This is a genomic window from Polaribacter marinivivus, assembly GCF_042651285.1.
Lineage (GTDB): Bacteria > Bacteroidota > Bacteroidia > Flavobacteriales > Flavobacteriaceae > Polaribacter > Polaribacter marinivivus.
Map to the genome: position 1 here is coordinate 395,586 of NZ_JBHSCY010000002.1, position 26,893 is coordinate 422,478.

The 26,893-nt window shown below is 29.0% G+C and carries 21 protein-coding genes; 15 read left to right on the forward strand and 6 right to left on the reverse strand.

The window, feature by feature from the left end:
* Positions 1-3 precede the first annotated feature (3 nt).
* From ACFOWD_RS09895 to ACFOWD_RS09910, 4 genes are all read right to left on the reverse strand, one after another.
* Entirely contained in the window at positions 4-801 is a 798-nt protein-coding gene (locus ACFOWD_RS09895) for a TrmH family RNA methyltransferase (RefSeq protein WP_377410200.1), read from the reverse strand.
* A gap of 86 nt (positions 802-887) precedes the next feature.
* Complete coding sequence (locus ACFOWD_RS09900) at positions 888-2,183, reverse strand: amidohydrolase family protein (RefSeq protein WP_377410202.1); 1,296 nt, start codon at positions 2,181-2,183, stop codon at positions 888-890.
* A gap of 5 nt (positions 2,184-2,188) precedes the next feature.
* Positions 2,189-5,152 (reverse strand): amidohydrolase family protein, encoded by a 2,964-nt coding sequence (locus tag ACFOWD_RS09905; protein ID WP_377410204.1) that lies wholly within the window; start codon positions 5,150-5,152, stop codon positions 2,189-2,191.
* Between the two features lie 90 nt (positions 5,153-5,242).
* A complete protein-coding gene (locus ACFOWD_RS09910) occupies positions 5,243-6,319 on the reverse strand; it encodes a DUF3810 domain-containing protein (RefSeq protein ID WP_377410206.1) in 1,077 nt (358 codons plus the stop codon).
* Between the two features lie 141 nt (positions 6,320-6,460).
* Here ACFOWD_RS09910 and dnaB point away from each other — a divergent pair, with 141 nt between their 5' ends.
* The 5 genes from dnaB to bshA all read left to right on the forward strand — a co-directional run bounded on the left by dnaB (position 6,461) and on the right by bshA (position 13,103).
* Positions 6,461-7,984: a replicative DNA helicase gene (gene dnaB / locus ACFOWD_RS09915; RefSeq protein WP_377410208.1), complete on the forward strand. Its 1,524-nt coding sequence runs from the start codon at positions 6,461-6,463 to the stop codon at positions 7,982-7,984.
* Positions 7,985-8,222: 238 nt separating this feature from the next.
* Entirely contained in the window at positions 8,223-9,407 is a 1,185-nt protein-coding gene (locus ACFOWD_RS09920; RefSeq protein ID WP_377410987.1) for an asparagine synthetase B, read from the forward strand.
* A gap of 173 nt (positions 9,408-9,580) precedes the next feature.
* A complete protein-coding gene (locus tag ACFOWD_RS09925) occupies positions 9,581-10,426 on the forward strand; it encodes a transketolase (RefSeq protein WP_377410210.1) in 846 nt (281 codons plus the stop codon).
* Between the two features lie 100 nt (positions 10,427-10,526).
* Positions 10,527-11,840, forward strand: coding sequence for a T9SS type A sorting domain-containing protein (locus tag ACFOWD_RS09930; protein ID WP_377410212.1), 1,314 nt, complete (start codon positions 10,527-10,529; stop codon positions 11,838-11,840).
* A 129-nt stretch (positions 11,841-11,969) separates the two neighbouring features.
* The gene (gene bshA / locus ACFOWD_RS09935; RefSeq protein WP_377410213.1) at positions 11,970-13,103 is read left to right on the forward strand and encodes an N-acetyl-alpha-D-glucosaminyl L-malate synthase BshA; all 1,134 of its coding nucleotides are present in this window, start codon (positions 11,970-11,972) and stop codon (positions 13,101-13,103) included.
* 58 nt (positions 13,104-13,161) lie between these two features.
* On the opposite strand, the gene ACFOWD_RS09940 is transcribed toward bshA, so the two are convergent.
* The gene (locus ACFOWD_RS09940) at positions 13,162-13,800 is read right to left on the reverse strand and encodes a DUF937 domain-containing protein (protein WP_377410215.1); all 639 of its coding nucleotides are present in this window, start codon (positions 13,798-13,800) and stop codon (positions 13,162-13,164) included.
* A 121-nt stretch (positions 13,801-13,921) separates the two neighbouring features.
* Here ACFOWD_RS09940 and ACFOWD_RS09945 point away from each other — a divergent pair, with 121 nt between their 5' ends.
* The 6 genes from ACFOWD_RS09945 to ACFOWD_RS09970 are packed head-to-tail and all read left to right on the forward strand — an operon-like array spanning position 13,922 to position 19,556.
* Complete coding sequence (locus ACFOWD_RS09945) at positions 13,922-15,250, forward strand: dicarboxylate/amino acid:cation symporter (protein ID WP_377410217.1); 1,329 nt, start codon at positions 13,922-13,924, stop codon at positions 15,248-15,250.
* 48 nt (positions 15,251-15,298) lie between these two features.
* Complete coding sequence (gene gshB / locus ACFOWD_RS09950; protein WP_298993297.1) at positions 15,299-16,333, forward strand: glutathione synthase; 1,035 nt, start codon at positions 15,299-15,301, stop codon at positions 16,331-16,333.
* Between the two features lie 24 nt (positions 16,334-16,357).
* Positions 16,358-17,203 carry a sulfurtransferase gene (locus ACFOWD_RS09955; protein ID WP_377410219.1) on the forward strand — a complete coding sequence of 282 codons (846 nt, stop codon included), beginning with the start codon at positions 16,358-16,360 and terminating at the stop codon, positions 17,201-17,203.
* On the forward strand, positions 17,203-17,532 hold the full coding sequence (locus ACFOWD_RS09960; protein ID WP_377410221.1) for a hypothetical protein: 330 nt from the start codon (positions 17,203-17,205) through the stop codon (positions 17,530-17,532). Before ACFOWD_RS09955 ends, ACFOWD_RS09960 begins: the two co-directional genes overlap by 1 nt.
* A 1-nt stretch (position 17,533) precedes the next feature.
* Positions 17,534-18,364 (forward strand): N-formylglutamate amidohydrolase, encoded by an 831-nt coding sequence (locus ACFOWD_RS09965; RefSeq protein WP_377410222.1) that lies wholly within the window; start codon positions 17,534-17,536, stop codon positions 18,362-18,364.
* 31 nt (positions 18,365-18,395) lie between these two features.
* Positions 18,396-19,556 (forward strand): flavohemoglobin expression-modulating QEGLA motif protein, encoded by a 1,161-nt coding sequence (locus ACFOWD_RS09970; protein ID WP_298993286.1) that lies wholly within the window; start codon positions 18,396-18,398, stop codon positions 19,554-19,556.
* Between the two features lie 64 nt (positions 19,557-19,620).
* Here ACFOWD_RS09970 and fahA read toward each other — a convergent pair whose 3' ends face one another.
* Positions 19,621-20,898 carry a fumarylacetoacetase gene (gene fahA, locus ACFOWD_RS09975; protein WP_377410225.1) on the reverse strand — a complete coding sequence of 426 codons (1,278 nt, stop codon included), beginning with the start codon at positions 20,896-20,898 and terminating at the stop codon, positions 19,621-19,623.
* Between the two features lie 197 nt (positions 20,899-21,095).
* On the opposite strand from fahA, the gene glyA reads away from it, so the two are divergent.
* The 4 genes from glyA to ACFOWD_RS09995 all read left to right on the forward strand — a co-directional run bounded on the left by glyA (position 21,096) and on the right by ACFOWD_RS09995 (position 26,878).
* Entirely contained in the window at positions 21,096-22,370 is a 1,275-nt protein-coding gene (gene glyA / locus ACFOWD_RS09980; protein WP_377410227.1) for a serine hydroxymethyltransferase, read from the forward strand.
* A gap of 87 nt (positions 22,371-22,457) precedes the next feature.
* Positions 22,458-23,705, forward strand: coding sequence for a cation:proton antiporter (locus ACFOWD_RS09985; protein ID WP_377410229.1), 1,248 nt, complete (start codon positions 22,458-22,460; stop codon positions 23,703-23,705).
* A 111-nt stretch (positions 23,706-23,816) separates the two neighbouring features.
* On the forward strand, positions 23,817-25,706 hold the full coding sequence (locus ACFOWD_RS09990; RefSeq protein ID WP_377410231.1) for a CBS domain-containing protein: 1,890 nt from the start codon (positions 23,817-23,819) through the stop codon (positions 25,704-25,706).
* Positions 25,703-26,878 carry a succinylglutamate desuccinylase/aspartoacylase domain-containing protein gene (locus tag ACFOWD_RS09995; RefSeq protein WP_377410233.1) on the forward strand — a complete coding sequence of 392 codons (1,176 nt, stop codon included), beginning with the start codon at positions 25,703-25,705 and terminating at the stop codon, positions 26,876-26,878. The genes ACFOWD_RS09990 and ACFOWD_RS09995 overlap by 4 nt, the downstream gene beginning before the upstream one ends.
* The last annotated feature ends 15 nt before the right edge of the window (positions 26,879-26,893 follow it).

Sequence of the window (26,893 nt, forward strand, 5' to 3'; positions counted from 1 at the left end):
TTTCTATATTTTAAATCCTCTTTGTCTCTTAGCTTCAAAGATAACAATTGCAGCTGCAACAGAAACATTCATAGAATCAATTTTGCCCTGCATTGGTATGTTTATATTTTGCGTAGCTTCTGTTCTCCAAATTTCTGATAAGCCAGTAGCTTCTGTCCCTACAACAATAGCAGTAGCTTTTTTATAATCTTCTTTATAATATTCGTTTGAGTTTTGTAATGTAGCTGAATAAATATCTATTGATTTTTCTCTTAAAAAATCGATAATTTCTTTTGATGAACCAGTAGCAACTTGGTTAGTAAATAAACAACCCACACTAGAACGAATTATATTTGTATTGTATAAGTCTCCTTTAGGATTAGCAATAAAAACAGCATCTAGTTTTGCAGCATCTGCAGTTCTAAGTAAAGCACCAATATTACCAGGTTTTTCAATACTTTCTGCTATAAGTATTAAAGGATAATTATTAGAAAACTGAATGTTTTTTAAAGAGAAATCTTTTGATTTAGCTACAGCAATAAGTCCTTCAGTAGAATCTCTGTAAGCTAGTTTTTGATAAACTTCTCTTGATATTTTTATATAATTAATAGTTGAATCAAATAAAGTTAAAACCTTTTGTTCTGAGATTAAATCACTATCAAATAAAATAGTATCAAATTCATAATTAGCTTCAATAGCTAAAGATATTTCACGTTTACCTTCAATTAAAAATAGCCCTTGTTTTTTACGTTCTCTAGATTTTTCTTGAAGTTTCAGTAAATTCTTTATGTAAGCATTTTGTATGCTTGTTATTTCTTTCATTACAGACAAAGATAATTTAAATTAAGATTTTTGTCATAAAAAAAGCTCTGATAAAATCAGAGCTTTAATTTTGTAAGTCTTAAAAATTATTTAGACCTGTATTTATTAGAATAACGTTTCCACAATTTAGTTTGATGAGTTTCTAAACTGATATCTCTTCCTTGAATAAAGGCTTTTGATAAAACATTACCTCTCATATCTAAAGCATCTCCATCAGAAATAAAAAGAGTAGCATCTTTACCAACTTCTAAAGTACCTACTTTATCATCAATCCCTAAAATTTTTGCAGAATTAGAAGTAAGTAATTGTAAAGCAACTTCTTTGTCTAAGCCATGAGCAGCAAATGTACCTGCATAAAATGGTAAGTTTCTTGTATTCATTCTTTCCATTTGACCTTCCATGCCTAAACATACTAAAACTCCTTTATCTACTAAAGTTTTAGCAATAGTATATGTGTAGTCGTAAGCATCATCTTCACTATTTGGGTTTCTATGTGGTCTGTCTAAAACAACTCCAACATTATTTTTTACAAGTAAGTCTGCAACACTATCTGCACCTTCACCATGAACTAATGCTAAATTGTTTATTCCTAATTCTTTACAAATTGTTATGGCATCTGTAATTTCTTTTGCACCACTTGCATGTATAAATAGTTTAGTAGAACCATCAAATAAGCCTTTTGTAGATTCGTAAGGAATATGTTTTGTATCACTATTACTTGCCAAATAATTTTTAGCATTTAAAAAGTATTGTTTTATTTCATCAATATTTTTTCCATAATTTGGATCTGCTTTTAATGCAGGATCTTCTCCTAACCACCATCTACCAGAAGTAAAGCTACCTGGCCAATTCATATGAATGGCATCATCTGTTTTTATAGAAGCATCTTCCCAATTCCAAGCATCTAATTGAACTATTGATGATGTACCAGAAATTAAACCACCTCTTGGTGTTATTTGAGCCATTAAGACTCCATTTGGTCTCATAGATTCTACTACTTTACTCTCAGCATTATAAGCGATTAAACTTCTAATATGAGGATTCATAGTACCTACTTCATCAAAATCTCTTGTTGCTTTAACAGCGTCAATTTCTGCTAATCCTAAAGAGGCATTTGTAGCAATTAACCCTGGGTAAATGTGTTTACCTTTTGCATTAATAACTGTTCCTATTCTTGCAATTCTCATCATTGCAGAGCCTACAAAGGTAATTTTACCATCACTAAACATTATTAATGAATTCTCTATAACCTGTCCATTTCCAAGATGTGCTGTTGCACCTTCTATAGATATAGGATTAGATTGTTTAGCTGCTGGTGTTTGTTGAGCGTTTATGTTAATCATTAAAAAGAAAAACATCAAACTGTATATTATTTTTTTCATCTTTCTTAGTTTTTAAGTTCTTCTAAAGTGTCACACTCAAAGTTTCTATCTTTTCTTTTCATAGGAACTCTTGTTTTTCCACCTCCTAATTTTTCGTTTAACATCATAGTTATAAGTTGACTTTTTTCTTCTGCAATTGCTTTACGTTTTTTCTTATCTTTTTCTCTGTCAAAATATACTTTACCTTCTATAATTGTTTTTTCTACTTTAGCATAAATAGACATTGGATGATTAGACCAAAGCACTACATCTGCGTCTTTACCCTCTTTAATACTACCAACTCTATCATCTATATGTAATAATTTAGCAGGGTTTATAGTTACTGTTTTCCAAGCTTCTAACTCAGATAAACCACCATATTTAATAGTTTTAGCAGCTTCTTGATTTAAACGTCTAGACATTTCTCTGTCATCAGAATTTATTGCTACAGTTACACCAGCATTATGCATTATTGCTGCGTTAAAAGGAATTGCATCATTTACTTCGTATTTGTATGCCCACCAATCAGAAAAAGTAGACCCACCAACTCCATGTTCAGCCATTTTATCTGCTACTTTATAACCTTCTAAAATATGTGTGAATGTATTTACATTAAAATTAAATCTCTCTGTAACTTTCATCAACATATTTATTTCTGACTGTACATAAGAGTGACAAGAAATAAAACGCTCTTTGTTTAAAATCTCAGCAATTACTTCCATTTCAATATCTTTTCTATAAGGCTTACCACTTTTCTTTAAAGCATCATATTCTTTAGCTCTAGTAAAATAATCTACAAATAATTGTTCTACACCCATTCTTGTTTGTGGAAATCTCACACCATTTGCACTTCTAGATTGTTTTACGTTTTCACCTAATGCAAATTTTATAAATTTAGGAGTGTTTTTATAAATCATGCCTTCAGCATTTTCTCCCCATTTTAATTTAATAATTGCAGATCGACCTCCAATAGGATTTGCAGAACCATGTAATATTTGAGCAGATGTAGTACCTCCAGAAATATTTCTGTAAATATTAATATCTGTTGGGTCTACAACGTCTTCAATGGTAACTTCTGCAGAAGAGTTTTGTGCACCTTCATTTATAGAAGAAGCAGCAATATGTGAATGTTCATCAACAATACCAGCAGTTAAATGTTTACCTGTACCATCTATTACAGTGGCTCTTCTAGATTTTAAATCTTTACCAATTTTTGAGATTTTACCATCTTCTAATAAAACATCAGTATTTTCTAAAATGCCAGCATCTTCACTTGTCCAAACTGTTACATTTTTTATTAAAATAGTTTCAGTTTTTGGTTGTGTGTAGTTACCAAAACCTAAGTTTGGATAACTTACAGGGACAACAATAATATCATCTGATTTCTTTTTGTTTTTAGAAGCTTCTTTCTTATTAGCTCCTTTTTGCATTTTTTGACTTGCAGACCAAGAAGATTCGTTCCCTTCTGTATCGTAAGCAGTTCCTTGCATTACATTAGCAGCATTAATAACTTTTCCTGTTAATCTAGTATAACCATCTTCTTCATTTAATATGATAGAAATCCAATCATCTTTAAAAGAAAATTTAGACTTAACTTTTTTATCATTTAGTTTTATAGAACCAGTTTGTTTTGCTCCTTTACCAGTTATAGATAAGTCATAATTTTTATTATTGACAGATAACATATAATCACCAGTGATATCTTTAATATTCATATCATTGATAACATTTTTATCACCTAAAACCCAATTTTCATACATTGTAGTTTTAGCATCAAAAATATCTCCAGAAGTAATTAAAAAGTTAGCATAACTTCCTTTTTTAAGATTTCCAATATCTGTTTTTCCTAAAATAGATGCAGGAATAGTTGTTAAAGAAGCTAATGCTTTTTCTTTATCAAAACCATATTTAATAGCTTTTTGTAAATTTTTGTGAAAATATTTTACAGATTTTAAACTACGTGTAGTTAACGCAAAATTTACTCCATTTTTAGAAAGCACACTTAAATTAGAAGGTTCTTGATTCCATTTACGCATATCTCTTAAAGAAATTTGTTGCGCTAAAAGCGGATTAGAAACATCGTAAGCATTACTAAAATTAATAGGAATAATAAAGTTAGCATTTAAAGCTTTAATATCTGCAATTCTTTCATATTCATCTCCAGAACCAACTATGGTATATTGAATGTTAAATTCATCTCCAACTTTATCAGCTCTAGTTGCATCTAACCAGTTATCAGTTTCAAAAATTTGAACTAGATCTTTATTTCTATTTAAAGCTTCTAGTGCTAAATCTTTGTTTTCCATATTTCCTTTAGCATACCAATCTGCATCTAAATATGTTTGGCGTAATAAAGCCATAGCACCCATTCTAGAAGAAGGGTAAGCTTGATTAGATTTTCTACTTTTATTAAATGATAAGAACTGTGCAGATTTTTGATCTAAAATTCTATATGCATTTGAAGAGTTTGGACTTAGGGCAACAATTAATCCATTACCTCTAATGATACCATCATGTAAATGAGTATTTACAACTCCAAAACCAGCATTTATCATATCTTTTGCTTTTCTATTATCGAATTTAAAATTCTCAATAGGGTTTGTATCTGGTCTAATATGGTCATTCCAATAGTATCCTTCACGTGAAGGTTCATATTGTGTAACACGTCCTCTTGGAGTTCTCTTTGGTTTTGGTAAACCAAATTCTGTGTAAATATCTATAAAAGATGGGTATATGCTTTTACCATCTAAATCTGTTGTAATCGTTCCTTTAGGAATTTTAACAGATTTACCAACTTCTACAACTTTACCATCTTTAATTAATAATGTCCCCTTTTTTATAACTTCTGTTGGGGTTACATAAATGGTTGCATTAGTAAGTGCAAACATTTTTTTCTCTGAAGTTTTTACCCCCTTGTCTGTAGGAAAATAATCTTGTGCTTTCACGATTGAAAACGACAGAAAAAAGAGTAAGAAAAATAGTTTTCTCATGTAGTTTGAATTTATTGAATAGTTTATAAATTTAGATAGAAGCACTCATTTAATACTTCTATTTAAGGCTTTTAACAAAATTTTAAGAATTTAAAACTGATTATACTTATTAAAATGAGAAATAAATAAGTCAACAACATAATTATAAGAATCAGTGCCTTTTGTTTGTTTATTACTTTTTAAATAAGCATTATATCCTTTTTTCATAAGTGGTTCAAAAGGATTTTCATATTCTTTCCAAAATTGATAACTTTTATTAAAATCTTTAATAACTCCTTTATGTACTTTTTTCCAAAGCTTTTGAGATAAGTTAGGGTCACGTTTTCTAACTTCTGATATGCAGTAACTAAAAGCCATTCTATAACTAGAATATTTAAAATAAACATCAGTATTATAATTTGCAGCTAAAAACCCTACAAAATTGGCTTCATTTTCTGCTGCAAATCCTATTTGATGTGCCATTTCATGACAAGTAGTAGTTGGATAGCTCGTTTTTGGAACTAAACTATTTACCTGAGCTTCTCCTGTTAATGGGTTTAAATATCCAGAAGTACCATTATAAGTTTGTAAAGTACTCATTAAAGAGCTTTTTACTGATGCATATTTATAAGAAAGTTGAGGAAAATCTTTAGCTAGATTTTCATATCCATTTATTGCTAAATCATAAATTTTAACATCTGAATAAGGGTTTATAACAGTTACTGTATCATTCTTAGTAATTTCTAATTGATAATGGTTTAGGTTATTAATTATATAATTAGTAACTTTTTCAAGTTCTTCTGTTGTGTATTTTGATTGTGTATGTCCTAGATTTTCTGATAAAGGTTCTCTGTAATAATTAAGACCCCAGAAAAGGTAAAAACAGAAATATAAAATTGAAAAAGAAGCAATAAGTTTAATCATTTTTGGAATGAAGTTTTTAAACTTATTTTTAACCACTAAAACAACAAAACGTAATAAATAAAACAGTAATAAACTTATTAGCATATCACCGATTGAAAAAGGTATCCACCCAAAAAGTAATCTTAAAAATTTTGATATGTAAGGATAAATTCCATTAGAGTAATATGCTTCAATAAAACTAGGGTTATTTTCTGCCAATCGCATCAATAACATTTGTATTGGTAAAAAAAGCGCTAGTAAAATTTGTGTTTTATGCCATTTCATTATCGTAAAAATATGAAAATCAAGGTTGAAAAAGTGAACAGGTTATTAACAACATAATAACAATTTTATTTACAATAATTGTGTACAAATAAATGTTAATTTAATGTTAGCAAATTAAAGCTAAAAATATACATTTGTGTCATGGAGAAAACGAATGCCATAGCTGGGACTAAAATAGATAAATCAAGAATTATTTCTCTTGAGAAAGGGAAAATTCCACCACAAGCAGTTGATTTAGAGGAAGCTGTGTTAGGTGCAATGATGATTGACAAGAAAGGTATTGATGATGTAATTGATATTTTGCATTCAGATGCTTTTTATGATGTTAAGCATCAAGAAGTATATGCTGCCATTTATGAATTATTCCAAAATTCTGAACCTATAGACTTATTAACAGTATCTAACTTGTTGAGAAAGAAGGGAAAATTAGATTTGGTTGGTGGTGATTTTTATTTAATTCGTTTAACACAAAAAGTAGCTTCTTCAGCTCATATTGAATTTCATGCAAGAATTATTTTACAAAAATATATTCAAAGAAGATTAATTTCAATTTCATCAGAAATCATAGAAAGTTCTTATGATGAATCTACAGACGTTTTCGATTTGTTAGATGAAGCAGAAGGTAAGTTGTTCGAAGTTACTCAAGGTAACTTAAAAAAGAGTTCAGAAGATGCAGGTTCACTTGTAAAACAAGCCTTAAAAAAGATACAAGAAATTGGTAATCAAGAAGGTATGTCTGGTTTGGCAACAGGTTTCACCAAATTAGATCAACTAACTTCTGGTTGGCAACCTTCAGATTTAATTATTATAGCAGCAAGACCAGGTATGGGTAAAACTGCCTTTGTGATTTCTATGGCTAAAAATATGGCTATCGATTTTAATCATGCAGTTGCTGTATTTTCTTTAGAGATGTCATCTGTACAATTAATAACTAGGATGATTTCTTCTGAAACAGGATTAACATCAGAAAAATTAAGAAAAGGTAATTTAGAACCACATGAATGGGAACAACTAAATGTTAAGGTTAAAAAATTATCTGATGCACCTATTTTTATAGATGATACTCCATCACTTTCTATATTTGATTTACGTGCAAAAGCAAGACGTTTGGTTTCTCAGCATAATGTAAGAATTATTGTTATTGATTATTTACAATTAATGACAGCTGGAGGAAATGGAAAAGGAGGAGGAAACAGAGAACAAGAAATTTCTACCATTTCAAGAAACTTAAAGGCATTAGCCAAAGAATTAAATGTACCTGTAATTGCATTATCTCAATTATCGAGAGCTGTAGAAACACGTGGAGGATCTAAAAGACCTTTATTATCAGATTTACGTGAATCTGGTGCTATTGAGCAAGATGCAGATATTGTAAGCTTTATTTTTAGACCAGAATATTATGGTATGACAGAATGGGATGATGATGATCATACACCTTGTGAAGGTCAAGGAGAATTTATAGTAGCTAAGCACAGAAATGGTGGTTTAGATAACATACGTTTAAAGTTTACAGGGCATTTAGCTAAATTCTCTGATTTAGAAGAAGGTTTTAGTTCAGAATTCCAATCGTCTATGAATAATCCTTTTGATGATGATGATTTTTCACCAAACCAAAGAATAGAACCTAAAGATGCTTTTGGAGATGATGATGATGTACCATTCTAAAAATTAACCAAAAATTAAATTTAAAATGATAAAAGAACAACAAATAGATATCAATAATATTATTGTAGAATTCACAGAGGTTATTGTAAATTCTTAAATAAAAACTAAAATATTATCAAATACACAATTGCTCAAAAGTAATTGTGTATTTTAGTTTTTGATTATGAAGAAACCGTTTTTATTTTTACTATTTTTATTGTCATCATTCTGTTCATGGGCATCTTTTATTTATATCCCAATGGATCATGATAATCAAAAAAATCATTTAAAAGCATATGGTATTGTCTACTATTCTCTTGAAGTAGGTTTAAAATCTAAATGGTTATTAAATTATGATGGAGGTGCTTTTTTAATAGAAAATAATAAAGCTGTAGAAAACGAATGTAGAATTAGAGGCGTGTCTTATCAAGTAATTTCGGATGCTAAATCGCAAATTATTTTACAAGAAATTTCATCACCCTCATCTAATCAAGAAGCTGTAACCTTAGAAAAAGCTCCAAAAATAGCAGTCTATTCTCCAAAAGATAAAATGCCTTGGGATGATGCAGTAACTATGGTGTTAACCTATGCAGAAATCCCTTTTGATGTTATTTATGACAAAGAAGTGTTAGCAGATAAATTATTATTATATGAATGGTTGCACTTACATCATGAAGATTTTACTGGCCAATATGGAAAATTTTATGGCTCTTTTAGAACTGCTCCTTGGTACATTCAAGGGAAAAAAGATGCTGAAAAACTGGCAAAAGAATTAGGTTTTAATAAAGTGTCTGAAGAAAAATTAGCGGTTTCAAAAAAAATTAGAGATTACGTTATTGGAGGCGGATTTATGTTTGCAATGTGTTCAGCTACAGACAGTTTTGATATAGCCTTAGCTGCAGAAGGTGTAGATATTGCAGAAGCTATGTTTGATGGTGATGCATCTGAGCCTAATTATCAATCAAAAATAGATTATAATAAAACGTTTGCTTTTACAAATTTTGACTTGGTAAGAAGTCCAACAACTTATGAGTTTTCTTCTATTGATATGACAAGAAAACGTAGAATTCCAAAAACCTCAGATTATTTTTCTTTGGTAGAATTCTCTGCAAAATGGGATCCAGTCCCAACTATGCTTACTCAAAATCATACCATTTTAGTTAAAGGATTTATGGGGCAAACCACTTCATTTGATAGAAACACTGTAAAATCTAATGTTTTGGTTTTGGGTGAAAATAAAACAAATAGAGAAGCCAGATATATTCATGGAACCAAAGGTAAAGGTATGTTTACTTTTTATGGTGGTCATGATCCAGAAGATTATACACATAGAGTAGGAGATCCAAAAACAGAATTAGATTTGCATCCTACTTCACCTGGTTACAGATTAATTTTAAACAATGTGTTGTTTCCAGCTGCTAAAAAGAAGAAACAGAAAACTTAGTAGTGCTGTCATTGCGAGTTTACGAAGCAATCTTTCAGTAGATTACTTCAGTCTTTCATCCTTTGTAATGACGTTTAGTTATGTTGTTAATAAATCTGAAATAAATAATTTTTAAATCGATTTGTTATTCAAACACTTTTGTATTTTTGTTGTCTAAATAATTACAATTTACAATGCCTACTACACAACAATTACAAGACTTTACACAACAAGTTCGTAGAGATATTTTAAGAATGGTGCATGCTGTAAATTCAGGACATCCAGGAGGTTCTTTAGGATGTGCCGAATTTTTTACTTGTTTATATCAAGAAGTAATGGATTATTCTACAGATTTTACCATGGATGGTAAAAACGAAGATTTATTTTTCCTTTCTAATGGACATATTTCTCCTGTTTATTATAGTGTATTAGCTCATAGTGGATTTTTTCCAGTATCAGAATTAGCAACATTTAGACATATAGATTCTCGTTTACAAGGGCACCCAACTACTCACGAAGGTTTACCAGGTGTAAGAATTGCATCAGGATCTTTAGGTCAAGGTATGTCTGTAGCTCTTGGAGCAGCTGAAGCTAAAAAATTAAATGGTGATGATAAACTAGTATATTCTTTACATGGAGATGGAGAATTGCAAGAGGGTCAAAACTGGGAAGCAATCATGTATGCATCAGCAAAAAAGGTAGACAATATTATTTGTACTATTGATTTAAATGGAAAGCAAATTGATGGAGCTACAGATGATGTTTTACCAATGGGAAGCATTAAAGCAAAATTTGAAGCTTTTGGTTGGTATGTTTTAGAAGTAAAAGAAGGTAATGATATTGAAGCAATATTAGCTGGTTTATCAGAAGCAAAATCGTTAACAGGTAAAGGAAAACCAGTATGTATTTTGTTATATACAGAAATGGGTAATGGAGTAGATTTTATGATGCACACTCACGCTTGGCATGGTAAAGCTCCAAATGATGAACAATTAGAAAATGCTTTAGCTCAAAATCCAGAAACTTTAGGAGATTATTAAATTTTTCAATAATATTAAACAAAAAAAATACGACATATGTCGTATTTTTTTTTGTTTGCAATAATTTTTCTTTTGATTTATCAAAATTTAATTATTAAAAATGAAACTAAAACTATTTATTATATCATTCTTGGTTGCCATGCTTACCTATTCACAAAACTGGAAGAATTATCAAGTAAACGAAAAAGGAAAAATTGTAGGATCTATGGTAATTGGCAACTTAAACGACACTATTTATGCTTCTGGAAATAATGGAAGCTCACTATTTAACAGCTTTATTTATTCAAAAGATAAAGGTAGTACTTGGAGCGAACCCAAAGGTATTTTAACAAATGATTATGGCTCTATAGCTCAATATGTTGGTGTTAAAGATAGGGTATATGCATCTCTTAAATTGCCAACATCAGATTACCTATATTATTATTCTAAAGACAATGGAAATTCATGGGTGTTAGACACGATTGGTTTACCGCACTTTTATGGCATTAAAAGTAGACAGAAAGATGCTTTTATCTTAAAAAAACTTGGTAATGACTACATAGTGGCTTATAATAGTTTAACAGTTAATGCTGCTTATTATAAGAAAATAGATGATAATTCGTGGAAGCCATTAGTAACATCGTCAAGTAAAGTTAATTATGGTATTGTATCTGTAAATAATACGTGGGTTTCTCTTAATCCAAGTTATTTAGCATCAAGTAATGAATATATTACAAAAAGTACGGATAATGGTACTACATGGCAACCAATTGAAACAACTGGCTTACCTAACACAATGTACGGTAGTATATTGGCTAGTAATGGAACTGGTAGATTATTTTTAGGAGCATCCATATCTAGTATAACTAATAAAACTGCCGTATTTTATTCAGATGATAATGGTAAAACTTGGCAGAATACCAATGCAGAAACACTTGTTCCTTTTGAAAATAACAGATATATCGTTGATATTTTTGCAGTTGATAATAAGGTAATTATAACTTATAATACAGGATTTAATTCACCAGTTTTATATCTATTTTCAGATACAGAAAACCCTAACTTTGTACTTGGAGATACTTCTGGTTTAGTGAATAATACTTTTGCTTTTGCTAACGTTTCTTTTAGTATTGATGATTCAATTTACATAAATCATTATAATGATTTATATTCTATGGATAATCAATCCCTCAATACAGAATCGTTTAGAAATAACATTTCAGTAGTTTTATCTCCAAATCCAGTTCAACATCAATTGAAAGTAAAAAGTACAGAAGATTTTTACTGGAATTTATTTTCAATTTTAGGTGAAACTGTCAAATCTGGGAAATACAAAAATAATTCAGATTTATTAATTGACTTTTCTAATTTATCAAAAGGGATTTATATTTTTTCTACCAATAGTGGCTACTCTAAAAAAATAATAAAAAAATAAACGCTTATAATCTGTTTCAAAAAAGGTCTGTATTTTTATTTGCAGACCTTTTTTATGATTTCATTTAGATGGATTTGTAAGAATCCTTTTATCTTTACAACTAAGAAAATGTAAATTCTTTCACAATATATGAAAATCGGAATTGTTTGTTATCCTACTTTTGGAGGAAGTGGAGTAGTAGCTACAGAGTTAGGAATGGCACTTGCAGATAATGGTCATGAAGTACATTTTATTACTTACAATCAGCCTGTTCGTTTAGATTTTTTATCACATAAATTGCATTTTCATCAAGTATTGATAGAAGAATATCCGCTTTTTCAATATCAACCCTATGAGTTAGCACTCTCTACAAGAATGGTTGATGTTGTAGAAAGATATCAATTAGAAGTTTTACATGTTCATTATGCAATTCCACACGCATATGCTGCATATATGGCTAAACAAATGCTGTTAGAAAAAGGTATCAAAATAAAAGTGGTTACTACTTTACATGGTACAGATATTACACTTGTGGGTAGTCATCCAACTTACAAAGCAGCAGTTGAATTTAGTATTAATAATTCTGATGTAGTTACAGCTGTATCAAATAATTTAAAAGAAACTACAAATCAATTATTTAAAATTGATAAAGCCATACAAGTTGTTTATAATTTTATAGACATAAAAAAATATGATAGAGCTCAAGATGAGGAATGTAAAAGAGGAGCTCTTGCAAAAAGTAACGAACGTATTTTAACCCATATCAGTAATTTTAGACCTGTAAAAAGAGTAGAAGATGTAGTTCGAGTTTTTTATGAAGTTCAAAAAGAAATTCCATCAAAACTGTTATTAATTGGTGAAGGACCTGATAGAGTTTTAGCAGAAAAATTGACAAAAAAGCTAGGTATAAAAAACAAAGTATTCTTTTTAGGAAATAGTACAGAAATAGATAAAATACTCTGTTATACAGATGTGTTTTTATTACCTTCTAAAACAGAAAGTTTTGGTTTGGCAGCATTAGAGGCAATGGCAGCTAAAACTCCTGTTATATCTACTAATACTGGGGGTTTACCAGAAGTTAATATACATGGTGAAACAGGTTTTTTAAGTAATTTAGGAGATGTTAAAGATATGGCTATGAATGCAATATCTATTCTAAAAGATGATGTTGTTTTAGAACAATTTAAACAAAGAGCTAAAGAGCATACAAAAAAGTTTTCTCTACAAAATATTTTACCTGTTTACGAAGATATTTACAAATCTTGTTACAAAAGTAAAGTGTAATCATAGAAAAGCTCAAACTTTAAAGTTTGAGCTTTTCTATGATTAATTTATTTTAATTTTATTTTCCAAACAAACCACCTAACATACCACCAAGTCCACCTCCAGACTTTTTGTTACCACCTAAAAGCATTCCTGCAACGTCATCTACAACACTTCCATCACCATCTGCATCTAAGATTTGTTCTAAAAAGTTTTGTTCACTTTTAGCACTATTACCACCAAGTAAACCACCTAATAACCCAGTTAAATCTCCTGAATTTGCTATGTTTTGATTATTTTTTTGTTTACCCAAATATCCCATTACTAATGGTGCAGCTATTTTTAATATATTACCAACAGTATCTGCGTCTAAACCAGATTTTTGTCCAATAACTTGCTGAACACCATTTTGTTTTCCTCCTAAAATATGCCCTAAAATTCCTGCTCCATCTTGTTTTACTCTATCATCTACACCACCATTAAATAATCCGCTTAAATTATCTAAAATACTTCCATCATGTTTATTGTTTAAAGCATTTAATAAACCAGCTGCACCTTCAGGAGAAGAAGCATTTCTTTCCATTCCTTTCATTAAAACAGGTAAAGCCATAGTTAAAACACTACTTGTTTTATTTGTATCTGTGCCTGTAGATCCTGCTACACCAGATACAATTTGTTTTCCCAAATCACTATTTAATAAATCTAAAATACCTTCCATATTATGTTTTTAATAATTAATATACTTTTTTTGTAAAAATATCACACAATATACAAATAAAGTCACTTCAGTTTTTAATAATTTTTTTATCTTTCAAATTCTTAAATTTTTAAACTTTTTGATGAAAAATCTCGCTTTACACTGGAAAATTTTGATTGGTATGGTATTAGGAATCCTTTTTGGATTAGGAATGACTACCATAAATGGAGGAGCACAATTTATTGCGAATTGGATTAACCCTTTTGGAACAATTTTCGTTAAACTGCTTAAGTTAATCGCAGTTCCATTAATTATTGCTTCGTTAGTAAAAGGAATATCTGATTTAAAAGATATTTCTAAATTTAAAAATATAGGATTAAGAACAATTGGTATTTATATTGTAACAACAGTTATAGCTATTTCTATAGGTTTATTACTAGTAAACATTGTACAACCAGGAAATGGTATTTCTGAAGAAACAATAACTAAACTAACAGATACTTATGCAAATAGTGGAGGTGTACAGTCTAAAATAGCAGAAGCTTCTAAACAAAAAAGCAGTGGGCCATTGCAATTTTTAGTTGATATGGTCCCTGATAACGCTCTAAAAGCAATGAGTGAAAATAAATCTATGCTTCAAGTAATTTTCTTTACCATATTTTTAGGAATTTCAATGTTATTGATAGGAGAAAAAAGAGCAAAACCTTTAAAAGACTTCTTCGATTCTTTAAACGAAGTTGTTTTAAAAATGGTTGATTTAATTATGCTTTTTGCTCCATATGCAGTTTTTGCTTTATTAGCAAATGTTGTAGTCTCATCTAATGATCCAGATTTATTAGTTGCACTCTTAAAATATGCTATGACAGTTGTTGGTGGGTTGTTATTAATGATTACAATCTACATGATATTTGTAAGTATTTTTACAAAGAAGAATCCATTATGGTTTTTAAAACAATTAAGTCCAGCTCAATTATTAGCTTTTTCAACGAGTTCTAGTGCTGCTACTTTACCTGTAACTATGGAAAGGGTTGAAGAACATATAGGTGTAGATAAAGAAGTATCTAGTTTTGTTTTACCTGTTGGAGCTACAATAAATATGGATGGAACATCTTTATACCAAGCAGTTGCTGCTGTTTTTATAGCTCAAGCATTAGGTTTTGAATTATCATTTATAGATCAACTGATGATAGTTTTAACAGCTTTATTAGCATCTATTGGTTCTGCAGCTGTGCCTGGTGCAGGTATGGTTATGTTAGTAATAGTTTTAGAAGCAGTTAATTTTCCAGCAGATAAGTTAGCTATAGGTTTAGCTTTAATTTTTGCAGTTGATAGACCTTTGGATATGTGTAGAACTGTTGTAAATGTAACAGGAGATGCAACTGTATCTGCTTTAGTTGCAAAGTCTGTAGGTAAATTACATGATAACCCTGTTGCTAAAAATTGGGACGATAATTACGATGAAGTAAAATAGTCTCAATTATAATTATAAAATAGAATTAAAAAACATAATACTAAAAATATGAATGTTTGCTTTTTAATGTATCCTTGGGAAACTATAAAATCTCCAGAAAATGATACATCTTTAACTTTAATACATGAATGTGCTAAAAGAGGTCATGGAGTGGCTATTTGCACACCTTCTAATCTTACTATTAGAAATAGTGTAACAAATGCCTTTTGCACAATTTTAAATAGACTTGAAAAAATACCACCAAATATTAAAACTTTCTATAATAAAACTACAACAAGAGAAGAAATGTTACCTCTTGCAGGGTTTGATGTTATTTTTATGCGTGCAGAGCCACCTTTAGATCCTTTAATGCTAAATTTTTTAGACTCAGTAAAAGATGATGTTTTTATCATTAATTCTGTACAAGGAATGCGTGAAGCAAATAATAAATTATATACAGCTGTTTTCGAAGATCCGAATAATGAGATAATTCCTGTTACACATGTATCAAAAAATAAAGATTATTTAATTAAAATGATAGAAGAATCTTCTTCTGATAAAATGATATTAAAACCTTTAAATGGTTTTGGAGGATCTGGAGTAATTTTAATTGAAAAATCTGCAATGGGCAATATCAACTCATTATTAGATTTTTACATTAGCAAAGGTGATGGAGGTTCAGATTATGTAATATTACAAGAATATATTGAAGGAGCAGATCAGGGAGATGTTAGAGTTTTATTATTAAATGGTTTACCTATTGGTGCAATGCGTAGAATTCCTGGTGAAAAAGATCATAGGTCTAATGTTTCAGCAGGAGGTAGAGTTGCTAAACACAAACTAACAAAACAAGAAAAGATTTTATGTGATAAAATTGGTCCAAAATTAGTAAAAGATGGTCTTTATTTTGTTGGTATTGATGTGATTGGAGGAAAACTTGTTGAGGTTAATGTGATGTCTCCAGGAGGAATAACCTACATGAATAAGGTTTACAAAACACGCATACAAGAAAAAGTTGTTAACTTTATGGAAAGTAAAGTTTTAGAAAGAGATGCAGCATTTTTAAGAAAGTCTAAACTTAAAAAAGTAGTAGACGATGCTTAATTATTTTATTAATTAAAATTAATAATGTCTTTAAAAATTCCATCACCTAAAGTAAAAGCTAAATGGCTGTATCGTCATTTAGAAGATGAGAATTTAATTATTTTTAATGCTACAATACCTAAAGTTACAGATAAAGAAAATCTTTCATTAAAAGAAAATTACAAAATAAAAGGTGCTGTTTTTTTTGATATAAAAAATACTTTTTCAGATAAAGAGGCTGCTTTTCCAAACACAATTTTATCCACTGAAAAATTTCAAGATAAAGCTCAAGAAATTGGAGTAAATATTAATAGTTGTATTGTAGTTTATGATGAAATAGGTATTTATTCTTCTGCTAGAGTTTGGTGGATGTTTCAGCTAATGGGTTTTACTAATATTGCAGTTTTAGATGGTGGTTTTCCAGCTTGGAAATCAAAAGATTATCCTGTTGAACAAAAACATTTAATAAATTTAAGTAAAGGTGATTTTAAGTCTTTTTATCAACCTGATAAAATAAAATTCACAAAAGATGTTTTAGAAAATATTAAAAATAAAGGAAGTATAGTTGTAGATGCAAGATCAAAAGGTCGTTTTTATGCAATAGAACCAGAACCAAGAAATGATATAAGAGGTGGTCATATTCCAGGTTCAGTAAGTTTACCCTATTCAGAAATTTTAGACCATCAGTATTTAAAATCAGATGAAGAATTAAAAACAATATATCAAGATTTAAACAAGCTTAACAAGCCAATTATTTTTAGTTGTGGCTCAGGAATAACAGCTTCTGTTTTAGCTTTAGGAGCAGAAATAGCAGGTGTTAAAAAATATGCTGTTTATGATGGTTCTTGGACAGAATGGGGTAGTACAAATCATTTACCAATAGAAAAATAATGAATAAAATAGATTGGACAAAAAGAGAGTTTGAGGCATACGTATTATTATATGCTGCACATTGTAATCATTTTGAAAGTAAAGAAGAAGAGGCTTACATTTTAGCTAGGGTTGATGATGCTACATTTCATAAAATTCATACAGAAGTTGTTATAGATTCTGAAGAAGAAGGATTAAATAAAATTCAAAAATATATTTCTGAAAATAAGTTTTCTCAATCTGAAAAAGAAAATTTAATTAGAGACATTAAAAATGTATTCTTTGCAGATGGATCTGTTGACGTTATAGAAAAAAAAGTATTTAATTTACTAAAGAAAATTATAGATTAAAATGGTAAAGCTTTCAGTTGAAGATATTATAGCTAAAATTAAAAATGAAGAAACTTTTGAAGCTGTTTCAGAAGATTATTCTTTTACCATAAAAATAGAGGAATACGTATATTATGCTTGTGGTGCTGTTCATAATGGACATCAATTTAGACAAGAGTTATGGGACAATTGCTTGCATACAGAATATGAACGTTGGTTTGAAGAAGATCCAGAGACAAAAGAAATGGTTAAAAGTCATCCAATAGTAATAGCTGGTTGTGATTCTCGTTTCGAATATGATTTAAATAGAGCTCCTGAAACTGCAATTTATGAAGATGCTTGGGGTAAAAAATTGTGGAAGCAACCTTTACCTATAGAAATGCATGAAAAGAGTTTACAAAAACATGCAAATTTTTATAAAGTTGTACATGCTTTAATTTCTAAATTAGAAGAAAAGTTTGGAGTTTGTATTGTTTATGACATGCATTCTTATAACTGGAAACGTTGGACAAGAGAAGTACCCACTTGGAACTTAGGTACGTCTAATGTAGACAATCAAAGATTTGGAGAAGAAATAGAATCTTGGAGAGCAATTTTAGAGAAAACACCTTTACCTAATGGAATAAAATCAACTTCGAAAATAAATGATACTTTTCAAGGAAATGGATATTTTTTAAAATACATAACTCAAAACTTCAATAATACATTGGTTTTAGCTACAGAAATTGCAAAAGTTTATTGTGATGAATTAAAACAAATTATGTATCCAGAAGTTGTTACAGCAGTAGAAAAATATTTAAAATTAGAGTTAAAAAAACACGCTAATACTTTTTATGCGAAGCATAAATCGTAAATTTACAGCCTGAAATTTAGAGAATTGAGTTATGAGTGATGCTGTATCTATAAAAAATCAAAAACTATTTGAGATAGACCATAAAATTGATGAGTTAGTCAAGAAGATTGAGATGCTCAATTATGTAAATCCAAATAATATAGAAACTGAAAAAGCAAAGTTTTTTAATTCTAAATATTTAACGGATCCAAAGTTTACTTACCCAAAAAGAGATTTTGATAAATTTTCCTTGCATAAAGAATTTTTTGCATTAAAAATAGATGACATAGAAGATGAGCGTTTAAGAGATTTCTATGAAGATATCATCTATTTTTATTCAGGTTTAATTCAATGTATAGAAACTATTGGTAAAGGTAAGAGGTTCTACTACAATAGTTTACGTTCTTTTGGTACACCAACTGAAAATGATGTAGAAAACGCAAAATTTATTTTGCATTTTGATAGTGAAGATGAAAACGATTCACTTTTTCAGCCAAAATATTCTGCTTCAGAATCTCATCAATTTTTTAGAGAATATTCTAAAAACTATGACTTTAGTTACGAGATTAAAAACTCATCTACAATGGGAGCAATTGCTATGGTTTCTAATACTGCACAAGCTTTAGTGCTTAATGAAAATCATACGTTTTCTCAAAATGAAATTAATATTTTAACAAATCATGAAATAGGTGTTCATATGGTAACTACTATGAATGGTATGTTACATCCTCTTAAAATATTTTCTCATGGATTTCCTAATAATGAAGAAACTCAAGAAGGCTTAGCTGTTTTTAGTGAATATATGTCTGGTAATCTAACAATTAAACGATTAAAAGAATTGGCTTATAGAGTGTTAGCTGTAGATAGTTTAGCTAAAGGATATGATTTCTCTAGAACATTTAGATTATTACATAATGGTTACGATTTAGATAGAGAACAAGCTTTTTACATTACTGTTAGGGCACATAGAGGAGGAGGATTTACAAAAGATTACTTGTATTTAACTGGCCTAAAAAAAATCTATAATTATCATTCAGAAGGTAAAGATTTAAGTTTGTTGCTAACAGGAAAAGTATCTTTAGAATTTGTTGATGATATCAGCTATATGATAGATAATAAATATGCTTCAGCTTCTAAACACATAACAGATTCTTATGCAACTAATAAGAATACGAATAAAACTGTTGATTTTATTTTAAGAAACTTAAAATAAATACTTATTGTTTATAAAAAAACTCCACAGAATGTGGAGTTTTTTATTTTATAAATTTCGAATCTTACTTTGCTGGTAGTACTTTACCTATACATTCGCCAAATCCAATTCTTACTTTATCATTTTTACAATGCGCACGCATTATAACTGTATCATTATCATTTATAAATTTTCGTTTAGTACCATCTTTTAATTGAATTGGTTTTTGTCCTTTCCAAGTTAATTCTAGCATAGAACCATAACTATCTTTTGTAGGGCCAGAAATGGTTCCAGAACCCATCATATCTCCACTTTCTACAGGACATCCATTTACAGTATGATGTGCCAATTGCTGAGCCATAGTCCAATACATATATTTAAAATTAGAATTTGCTACAATAGTTTCTTCACCACCTTCTGGTTGTATACCCACTTGTAAATGAATATCATAACTACCTTTACCTTCTTGTTTTAAGTATGGTAATGGTTCATGTACTTGTTTAGGGTTATCTGTTCTAAAAGGTTCTAAAGCATCTAAAGTAACAATCCAAGGAGATATAGTTGAAGCAAAGTTTTTTCCTAAAAATGGTCCAAGTGGAACATATTCCCAAGCTTGAATATCTCTAGCAGACCAATCATTAAATTGTACTAAGCCAAAAATATATTCTTCTGCTTCTTCAATAGGTATTCTTTCTCCTAAAACATTTGCATCTGTTGTAATAAAAGCCATTTCTAGCTCAAAATCTAATAATTTACTTGGGCCAAAACCAGGTGTATTACTACCTTCTGCAGGTTTAGTTTGTCCATAAGGTCTTCTAATTGGTGTTCCTGATGGAACAATAGAAGAACTACGACCATGATAACCAATAGGTATATGTAACCAATTTGGTAATAAAGCATTTTCTGGATCTCTAAATAAAGAACCTACATTTGTAGCATGCTCTTTACTCGCATAAAAATCTGTATAATCGCCAACTGCAACTGGTAAAAGCATTTCTACTTCATCCATTCTAAAGATAATTTTATCTTTATGATCTGCATTATCTCTTAATTTACCATTTTTAACATCAAAAACTTCTGCAATTCTATTACGCACTAATCTCCATGTTTTACGACCATCAGCAATAAAATCATTTAAATTATCTTGTAAAAACATATCATCAGTTAATGGTATGCCTTCAAAATACCCTAATTGATGAAAAGCCCCTAAATCTATAGCATAATCACCAATTCTACTACCAATTGTAATGATATCATCTCTAGTGATAAATACTCCAAAAGGTATGTTTTGAATTGGAAAGTCTGAATCTTCTTCTACTTTAAGCCAAGATTTACGCTTAGGATTGTTGGCAGTTATAATCATTTTTAAAAATATTTATTTTTCTCAAATCTACATTCTTTTTTTATCATTTTAAAATAAAAATATAGTAAAAATTGAATTTTTAATAAAGTTTTAGCAATGTATAATTAATCTTAATAAAATGTTGAAAACATCATTAAAACTAGTCTTTAAGCCATTGTATTTTAGTTATTTTTGGTGTTTCTATAAAATAAAATAACATGCAAATAGATCATCAAATTTTTGACTTAATTGAAGAAGAAAGAGAAAGACAAATTAATGGTTTAGAACTTATAGCTTCAGAAAACTATGCTAGTGAGCAAGTAATGAAAGCACAAGGCTCTATATTAACCAATAAATATGCAGAAGGTTACCCAGGTAAAAGATATTATGGAGGTTGTGAAGTAGTAGATGTAGTAGAGCAAATTGCTATAGATAGATGTAAAGAATTATTTGGTGCAGCATATGTAAATGTTCAGCCACATTCTGGTTCTCAGGCAAATACAGCTGTATTTTCAGCTTGTTTAAAACCAGGTGATAAAATTTTAGGATTTGATTTATCTCATGGAGGTCATTTAACTCATGGTTCTCCTGTTAATTTTTCTGGAAAATTATATAAAACGTCTTTTTATGGTGTAGAGGAAGAAACAGGTGTTTTAAATTACGATAAAATACAAGAAACTGCTACCAAAGAAAAGCCTAATTTAATAATTGCAGGTGCATCTGCCTATTCTAGAGATATCGATTTTAAAAGATTTAGAGAAATTGCAGATAGTGTTGGTGCATTATTAATGGCAGACATTTCACATCCAGCAGGTTTAATAGCAAAAGGTATTTTAAATGATCCATTACCACATTGTCATATTGTAACTTCTACAACTCATAAAACATTACGTGGTCCAAGAGGAGGAATTATTATGATGGGACAAGATTTTGACAATCCTTTTGGAGAAACTTTAAAATCAGGTAGTCCAAAGAAAATGTCTATGTTACTTAACTCAGCTGTTTTTCCTGGAAACCAAGGAGGTCCTTTAGAACATGTAATTGCTGCTAAAGCTGTTGCTTTTGGAGAAGCTTTAACAGATGAGTTTTTAGAATATCAAATTCAGGTGAAGTTAAATGCTGCTAAAATGGCTGAAGAATTTGTTAAGAAAGGTTATCATTTAATTTCTGGTGGTACAGACAATCACTGTATGTTAATTGATTTACGAAATAAAAATATTTCTGGAAAAGATGCAGAAATCGCTTTAGGAAAAGCAGATATTACAGTTAATAAAAACATGGTACCTTTTGATGATAAAAGCCCTTTTGTAACTTCTGGTATACGTGTAGGAACACCTGCTATTACTACTAGAGGTTTAAAAGAAGATGATATGGTATCTGTTGTTAATTTTATAGATGAAGCTATACAAAATACAGATAATGATGAGGCTTTACATGATATTGCTGATAGAGTTGCAGAAATGATGAGCTCTAGAAGATTATTTGTAATGTAAATTTATTTACAAACTAATATATCACGAAAAAGCATCAAGTTATTCTTGATGCTTTTTTATATCTTTCAATCTCAAAAAATAATACATATGGATGCTTATTTTATTGCAACAGTTTTAATTTTTTTATCAGCTGTTTTTGGTTTTATAAATACTCGTTTTTTAAAATTACCAAACACCATTGGTTTAATGATTATTACTATAGTTTTTACTTTAGGTGTTTTGTTATTAAGTTATTTTGATCCTACTTTATTAAATGCAGAAAAATCAATTATATCTAGTATAGATTTTAAAACTGTTCTATTAGATGAAATGCTAAGTTTTTTACTGTTTGCAGGAGCATTACATACTAATTTTGATCAACTTAAAGTACAAAGGTGGCCTATATTAATGTTTTCTACATTAGGAGTATTAACATCAACTTTTTTGGTAGGTGGTGCTATTTATTTCTTATTACAGTTTTTAAATTTACCTGTTAATTTTATTTACTGTCTACTTTTTGGAGCATTAATTTCTCCTACAGATCCTATAGCTGTTTTAGGGATTTTAAAACAAGCAGGAGTTCCAAAAAAATTGGAAACAAAAATTGTAGGTGAATCATTATTTAATGATGGAGTAGGAGTTGTTGTTTTTTTAACCATTTATCAAATAGCTAAATCTGGTATAGATGAAGATACTACTTTTGATGTATTTAAGCTTTTTGGACAAGAAGTCATAGGAGGTGTTTTATTGGGTGCTATTTTAGGTTATGCTTGTTATAAATTAATGAAAGCTATTGACGATTATCATATAGAAGTTATGATAACTTTAGCAGCAGTTATGGGTGGTACAGTAATTGCGCATAAACTCCACTTATCTGCACCATTAGCAATGGTAACTGCAGGATTAATTGTTGGTAATGATACTGTTAGAGCTACTTCTATGTCAGAAATTACAGAAAAATATGTAGATAAGTTTTGGGAACTAATAGATATTCTTTTAAATGCTATTCTTTTTGTTTTAATAGGAATGGAAATGCTAGTTTTAGTGTTTGATGGTAAGTATGTCATTGCAGGATTATTAGCAATTCCAATTGTGTTACTTTGTAGATATGTTTCTTTATTATTTCCAATAATAGTATTTAAAGATAAGTTAGAATTTGTTAGAAGAACAGACTTTATAATGACTTGGGGTGGATTACGTGGAGGAATTTCAATAGCTCTTGCTTTAGGTTTAGCAAATGATATGAATCGTGAATTATTTCTTGTTATCACATATATTGTTGTAGTTTTTTCTATTATTGTGCAAGGTTTAACTGTTGGTAAACTGGTTAAAAAACTAGCCCATAAAAAAGAGTAGTACTTTTTTAGATAAAAAATTAGAAAGAATTACCTTACACTTTCTAATGATATTTATCATATTTATTCTTATTAAAAATTGCGAAATTCGTAATTGATATATTTAATAATTATGGGTTCACAATCTGTTACTGCAATAAAATCTCAAAAAGATAGAAAAGAATTTTTAAGTCATTTATTAAATGATATAGAGGCATTTAACTACATGCTTGTTAATAATTTATTTGAATCTGGAATTCAAAGAATTGGTGCTGAGCAAGAGTTATGTATAGTTGATGAAGATTTTAGACCCTCAACAAATGCTTTAAAAATTCTTGAAAAGATAAATGACGAACATTATACTACAGAGTTAGCATTATTTAATTTAGAAATAAATTTAGATCCTCAAAAATTAGAAAATAATTGTTTTTCAGAATTAGAAAAAGAACTTCTTTTATTATTAGAAAAAGGACAAAAGATTGCAGAAGAAACAGAGAATAATAAAATTATTTTAACAGGTATTTTACCAACTCTAAGAAAAAAAGATTTAGTATTTAAAAATGTAACTCCTTATAAACGTTATAAGACAATAAATAATGTCATTAAAAAAATTAGAGGAGGAGATTTTAAATTGCATATACAAGGTGTAGATGAACTTATTTTAAAACACAATTCAATACTTTTTGAAGCTTGTAATACTAGTTTTCAAGTTCATCTTCAAATAAACCCATCAGAAGCAATAGACAAATACAATTGGTCTCAAGCAATAGCTGGTCCATTATTGTCTGTAATGACAAATTCGCCATTATTACTAGGTAGAGAATTATGGAGCGAAACCAGAATAGCTCTTTTTCAGCAAAGTATAGACTTAAGAAATGTTTCTCATTTTTCTAGAGAACAAAAACCAAGAGTTTCTTTTGGTTCTGATTGGGTTAAAGACTCTATTTTAGAACTATTTACAGACGATATTTCTAGATATCCACCCATTGTAACTTCTACATTTAAAGAAAACTCCCTACATGCTGTAAAAAAAGGAATCATGCCTAAATTAATGGCCTTAAACCTACACAATGGTACTCTTTATAAATGGAATAGATTATGTTATGGTGTTGCTAAAAATGTGGCTCATTTAAGAATTGAGAATAGATATATACCTTCTGGACCCAGTGTTAAAGATGAAATTGCTAATGCGCTTTTATGGGTTGGTGTAATACAAGGAATGCCAAAAAAATATGAAGATATTTGGGATAAAATACCATTTGAAGAAGCTAAAGGAAATTTTATTAATGCTTCTAGAACTGGTATAAACACATATTTTAATTGGTTTGGTAAAGGTATTTCAGCAAAAAAATTAATTAAAAAAACTTTATTACCTATAGCTAAAAAAGGGCTTTTAAAATCTAATATAGACCCAAAAGAGATAGATTATTATTTAGATATAATTATTAAAAGATTAGAAACTAGTAATACTGGCAGTCAATGGTTAATAGATAACAAAAGAACTCTAAGAAAAGAATTTTCCAAATATGAAACTAATGCTATTTTAACTCAACAAATTTATAAAAACCAGCAACAAAATATTTCTGTTGATGAATGGAAACCTATAAAAGCAAAAGGCACAACTATAAAAAAGAAGTACGATAAAGTTTATAAAGTAATGACATCTAGTCTTTTTGTAGTTCATGAAAATGATTTATTACATCTCGCTTTAAAAATTATGGATTGGAAAGATATTCATCATTTACCAGTAGTAAATAAAAATAATATGATAGTTGGTATAATAGACAAACAAACAGTTTTATCTATTAGTGATAAAGACAAAACCTCTTTAAATAAAACTGTAAAAAAAGTGATGAATACTAATTATATAAAAGTTACTCCAGAAACACCATATCATAAAGCAAAGAATATTTTAAATGATACTGATAATAGTTGTTTAGCTGTGATTGAAAATGAAAAATTAGTAGGATTATTTACAAAAACAGACTTAGCCAAAATTGAAATATTGAAACAATCAATATGAAAGATGATATCAAAATAACTTCTTTTGGTGAAACAATTTCTTTTCAAAGAATTATAGGGAAAAAAATAGGAGAAATAAATTCACCAACAGTTATCGCTTTTGCAGGTATTCATGGTAATGAAAGAGCAGGAATACATGCATTACAAAATGTTTTTGAAAAAATAAATAAAGAAAACCTCTCTTTTAATGGTAATTTTTATGGAATTTCAGGCAATTTAAATGCAATAGAAAAAAATATAAGGTTTGAGTCTGTTGATTTAAATAGAATTTGGACAGAAGAAAATCTAAACTTAATTAAGCTTCTTGATTATAAAACTAATGAGCATAAAGAACAATTTGAAATTTATAAAACACTAAAAGTAATTTTTAAAAAGCATAAATGGCCTTTTTACTTTTTAGATTTACACACAACTTCTTCAAATACTCAACCTTTCATAACAATTAGTGATTCATTAAATAATAGAGAATTTTGCTCTGAATTTACTATTCCAACAATACTTGGAATTGAAGAATTTTTAGATGGACCTTTACTAACTTTTATTAATGAATATGGACATGTGGCTTTAGGTTTTGAAGCGGGTCAACATTATGATAAATTATCAGTAAGTAATTGTGAGGCTTTTATTTGGCAAGCTCTTAAAGTTTCTAATTGTGTTTCTCAGCATGAAATAGATAGTTATTATAAAAAAAGTAAAGCACTTTTTTCTACATTTAAAATACAACATCAATTTTTTCAAATAGATTACAAATACAATATTAAGTCTAATGAAAATTTTAAAATGAATCCTGGTTTTGAAAATTTTCAATTCATAAATAAGAATCAAGAGATAGCATTGTCAAATGACACAAAAATTTATTCAGATAGATCAGGTAAAATATTTATGCCTCTTTATCAATCAAGAGGAAATGACGGTTTTTTTATAATCTCTAAACTTTCAGTTTTTTGGTTAGAATTATCTAAACTTTTAAGAAAATTCAAATTTTATAGCGTATTAACATTACTTCCTGGAGTTAGAAAACACAAAGAGAATGAATATACTTTAATGGTAAACCCAAAGATTGCAAAATTTTTAGCAACAGAAATATTTCACTTATTGGGTTACAGAAAAAAAATAAAAAAAGAGAATTTGCTTTATTTTTTTAGGAGAGATAGAAAAGAAAGGATTTTGTAATAATATAATAAGAAA

What these genes read in the sequence shown, in the direction of transcription:
- ACFOWD_RS09895 (WP_377410200.1), bottom strand. Translation starts at nt 801, where the DNA reads ATGAAAGAAATAACAAGCATACAAAATGCTTACATAAAGAATTTACTG.
- fahA (WP_377410225.1), bottom strand. Translation starts at nt 20,898, where the DNA reads ATGATTATAACTGCCAACAATCCTAAGCGTAAATCTTGGCTTAAAGTA.
- ACFOWD_RS09940 (WP_377410215.1), bottom strand. Translation starts at nt 13,800, where the DNA reads ATGGAAGGTATTTTAGATTTATTAAATAGTGATTTGGGAAAACAAATT.
- ACFOWD_RS09930 (WP_377410212.1), top strand. Translation starts at nt 10,527, where the DNA reads ATGAAACTAAAACTATTTATTATATCATTCTTGGTTGCCATGCTTACC.
- dnaB (WP_377410208.1), top strand. Translation starts at nt 6,461, where the DNA reads ATGGAGAAAACGAATGCCATAGCTGGGACTAAAATAGATAAATCAAGA.
- ACFOWD_RS09945 (WP_377410217.1), top strand. Translation starts at nt 13,922, where the DNA reads ATGAAAAATCTCGCTTTACACTGGAAAATTTTGATTGGTATGGTATTA.
- ACFOWD_RS09985 (WP_377410229.1), top strand. Translation starts at nt 22,458, where the DNA reads ATGGATGCTTATTTTATTGCAACAGTTTTAATTTTTTTATCAGCTGTT.
- ACFOWD_RS09965 (WP_377410222.1), top strand. Translation starts at nt 17,534, where the DNA reads ATGGTAAAGCTTTCAGTTGAAGATATTATAGCTAAAATTAAAAATGAA.
- ACFOWD_RS09920 (WP_377410987.1), top strand. Translation starts at nt 8,223, where the DNA reads ATGGATCATGATAATCAAAAAAATCATTTAAAAGCATATGGTATTGTC.
- ACFOWD_RS09970 (WP_298993286.1), top strand. Translation starts at nt 18,396, where the DNA reads ATGAGTGATGCTGTATCTATAAAAAATCAAAAACTATTTGAGATAGAC.
- ACFOWD_RS09910 (WP_377410206.1), bottom strand. Translation starts at nt 6,319, where the DNA reads ATGAAATGGCATAAAACACAAATTTTACTAGCGCTTTTTTTACCAATA.
- ACFOWD_RS09995 (WP_377410233.1), top strand. Translation starts at nt 25,703, where the DNA reads ATGAAAGATGATATCAAAATAACTTCTTTTGGTGAAACAATTTCTTTT.
- ACFOWD_RS09955 (WP_377410219.1), top strand. Translation starts at nt 16,358, where the DNA reads ATGTCTTTAAAAATTCCATCACCTAAAGTAAAAGCTAAATGGCTGTAT.
- bshA (WP_377410213.1), top strand. Translation starts at nt 11,970, where the DNA reads ATGAAAATCGGAATTGTTTGTTATCCTACTTTTGGAGGAAGTGGAGTA.
- glyA (WP_377410227.1), top strand. Translation starts at nt 21,096, where the DNA reads ATGCAAATAGATCATCAAATTTTTGACTTAATTGAAGAAGAAAGAGAA.
- ACFOWD_RS09900 (WP_377410202.1), bottom strand. Translation starts at nt 2,183, where the DNA reads ATGAAAAAAATAATATACAGTTTGATGTTTTTCTTTTTAATGATTAAC.
- ACFOWD_RS09905 (WP_377410204.1), bottom strand. Translation starts at nt 5,152, where the DNA reads ATGAGAAAACTATTTTTCTTACTCTTTTTTCTGTCGTTTTCAATCGTG.
- ACFOWD_RS09925 (WP_377410210.1), top strand. Translation starts at nt 9,581, where the DNA reads ATGCCTACTACACAACAATTACAAGACTTTACACAACAAGTTCGTAGA.
- ACFOWD_RS09990 (WP_377410231.1), top strand. Translation starts at nt 23,817, where the DNA reads ATGGGTTCACAATCTGTTACTGCAATAAAATCTCAAAAAGATAGAAAA.
- ACFOWD_RS09960 (WP_377410221.1), top strand. Translation starts at nt 17,203, where the DNA reads ATGAATAAAATAGATTGGACAAAAAGAGAGTTTGAGGCATACGTATTA.
- gshB (WP_298993297.1), top strand. Translation starts at nt 15,299, where the DNA reads ATGAATGTTTGCTTTTTAATGTATCCTTGGGAAACTATAAAATCTCCA.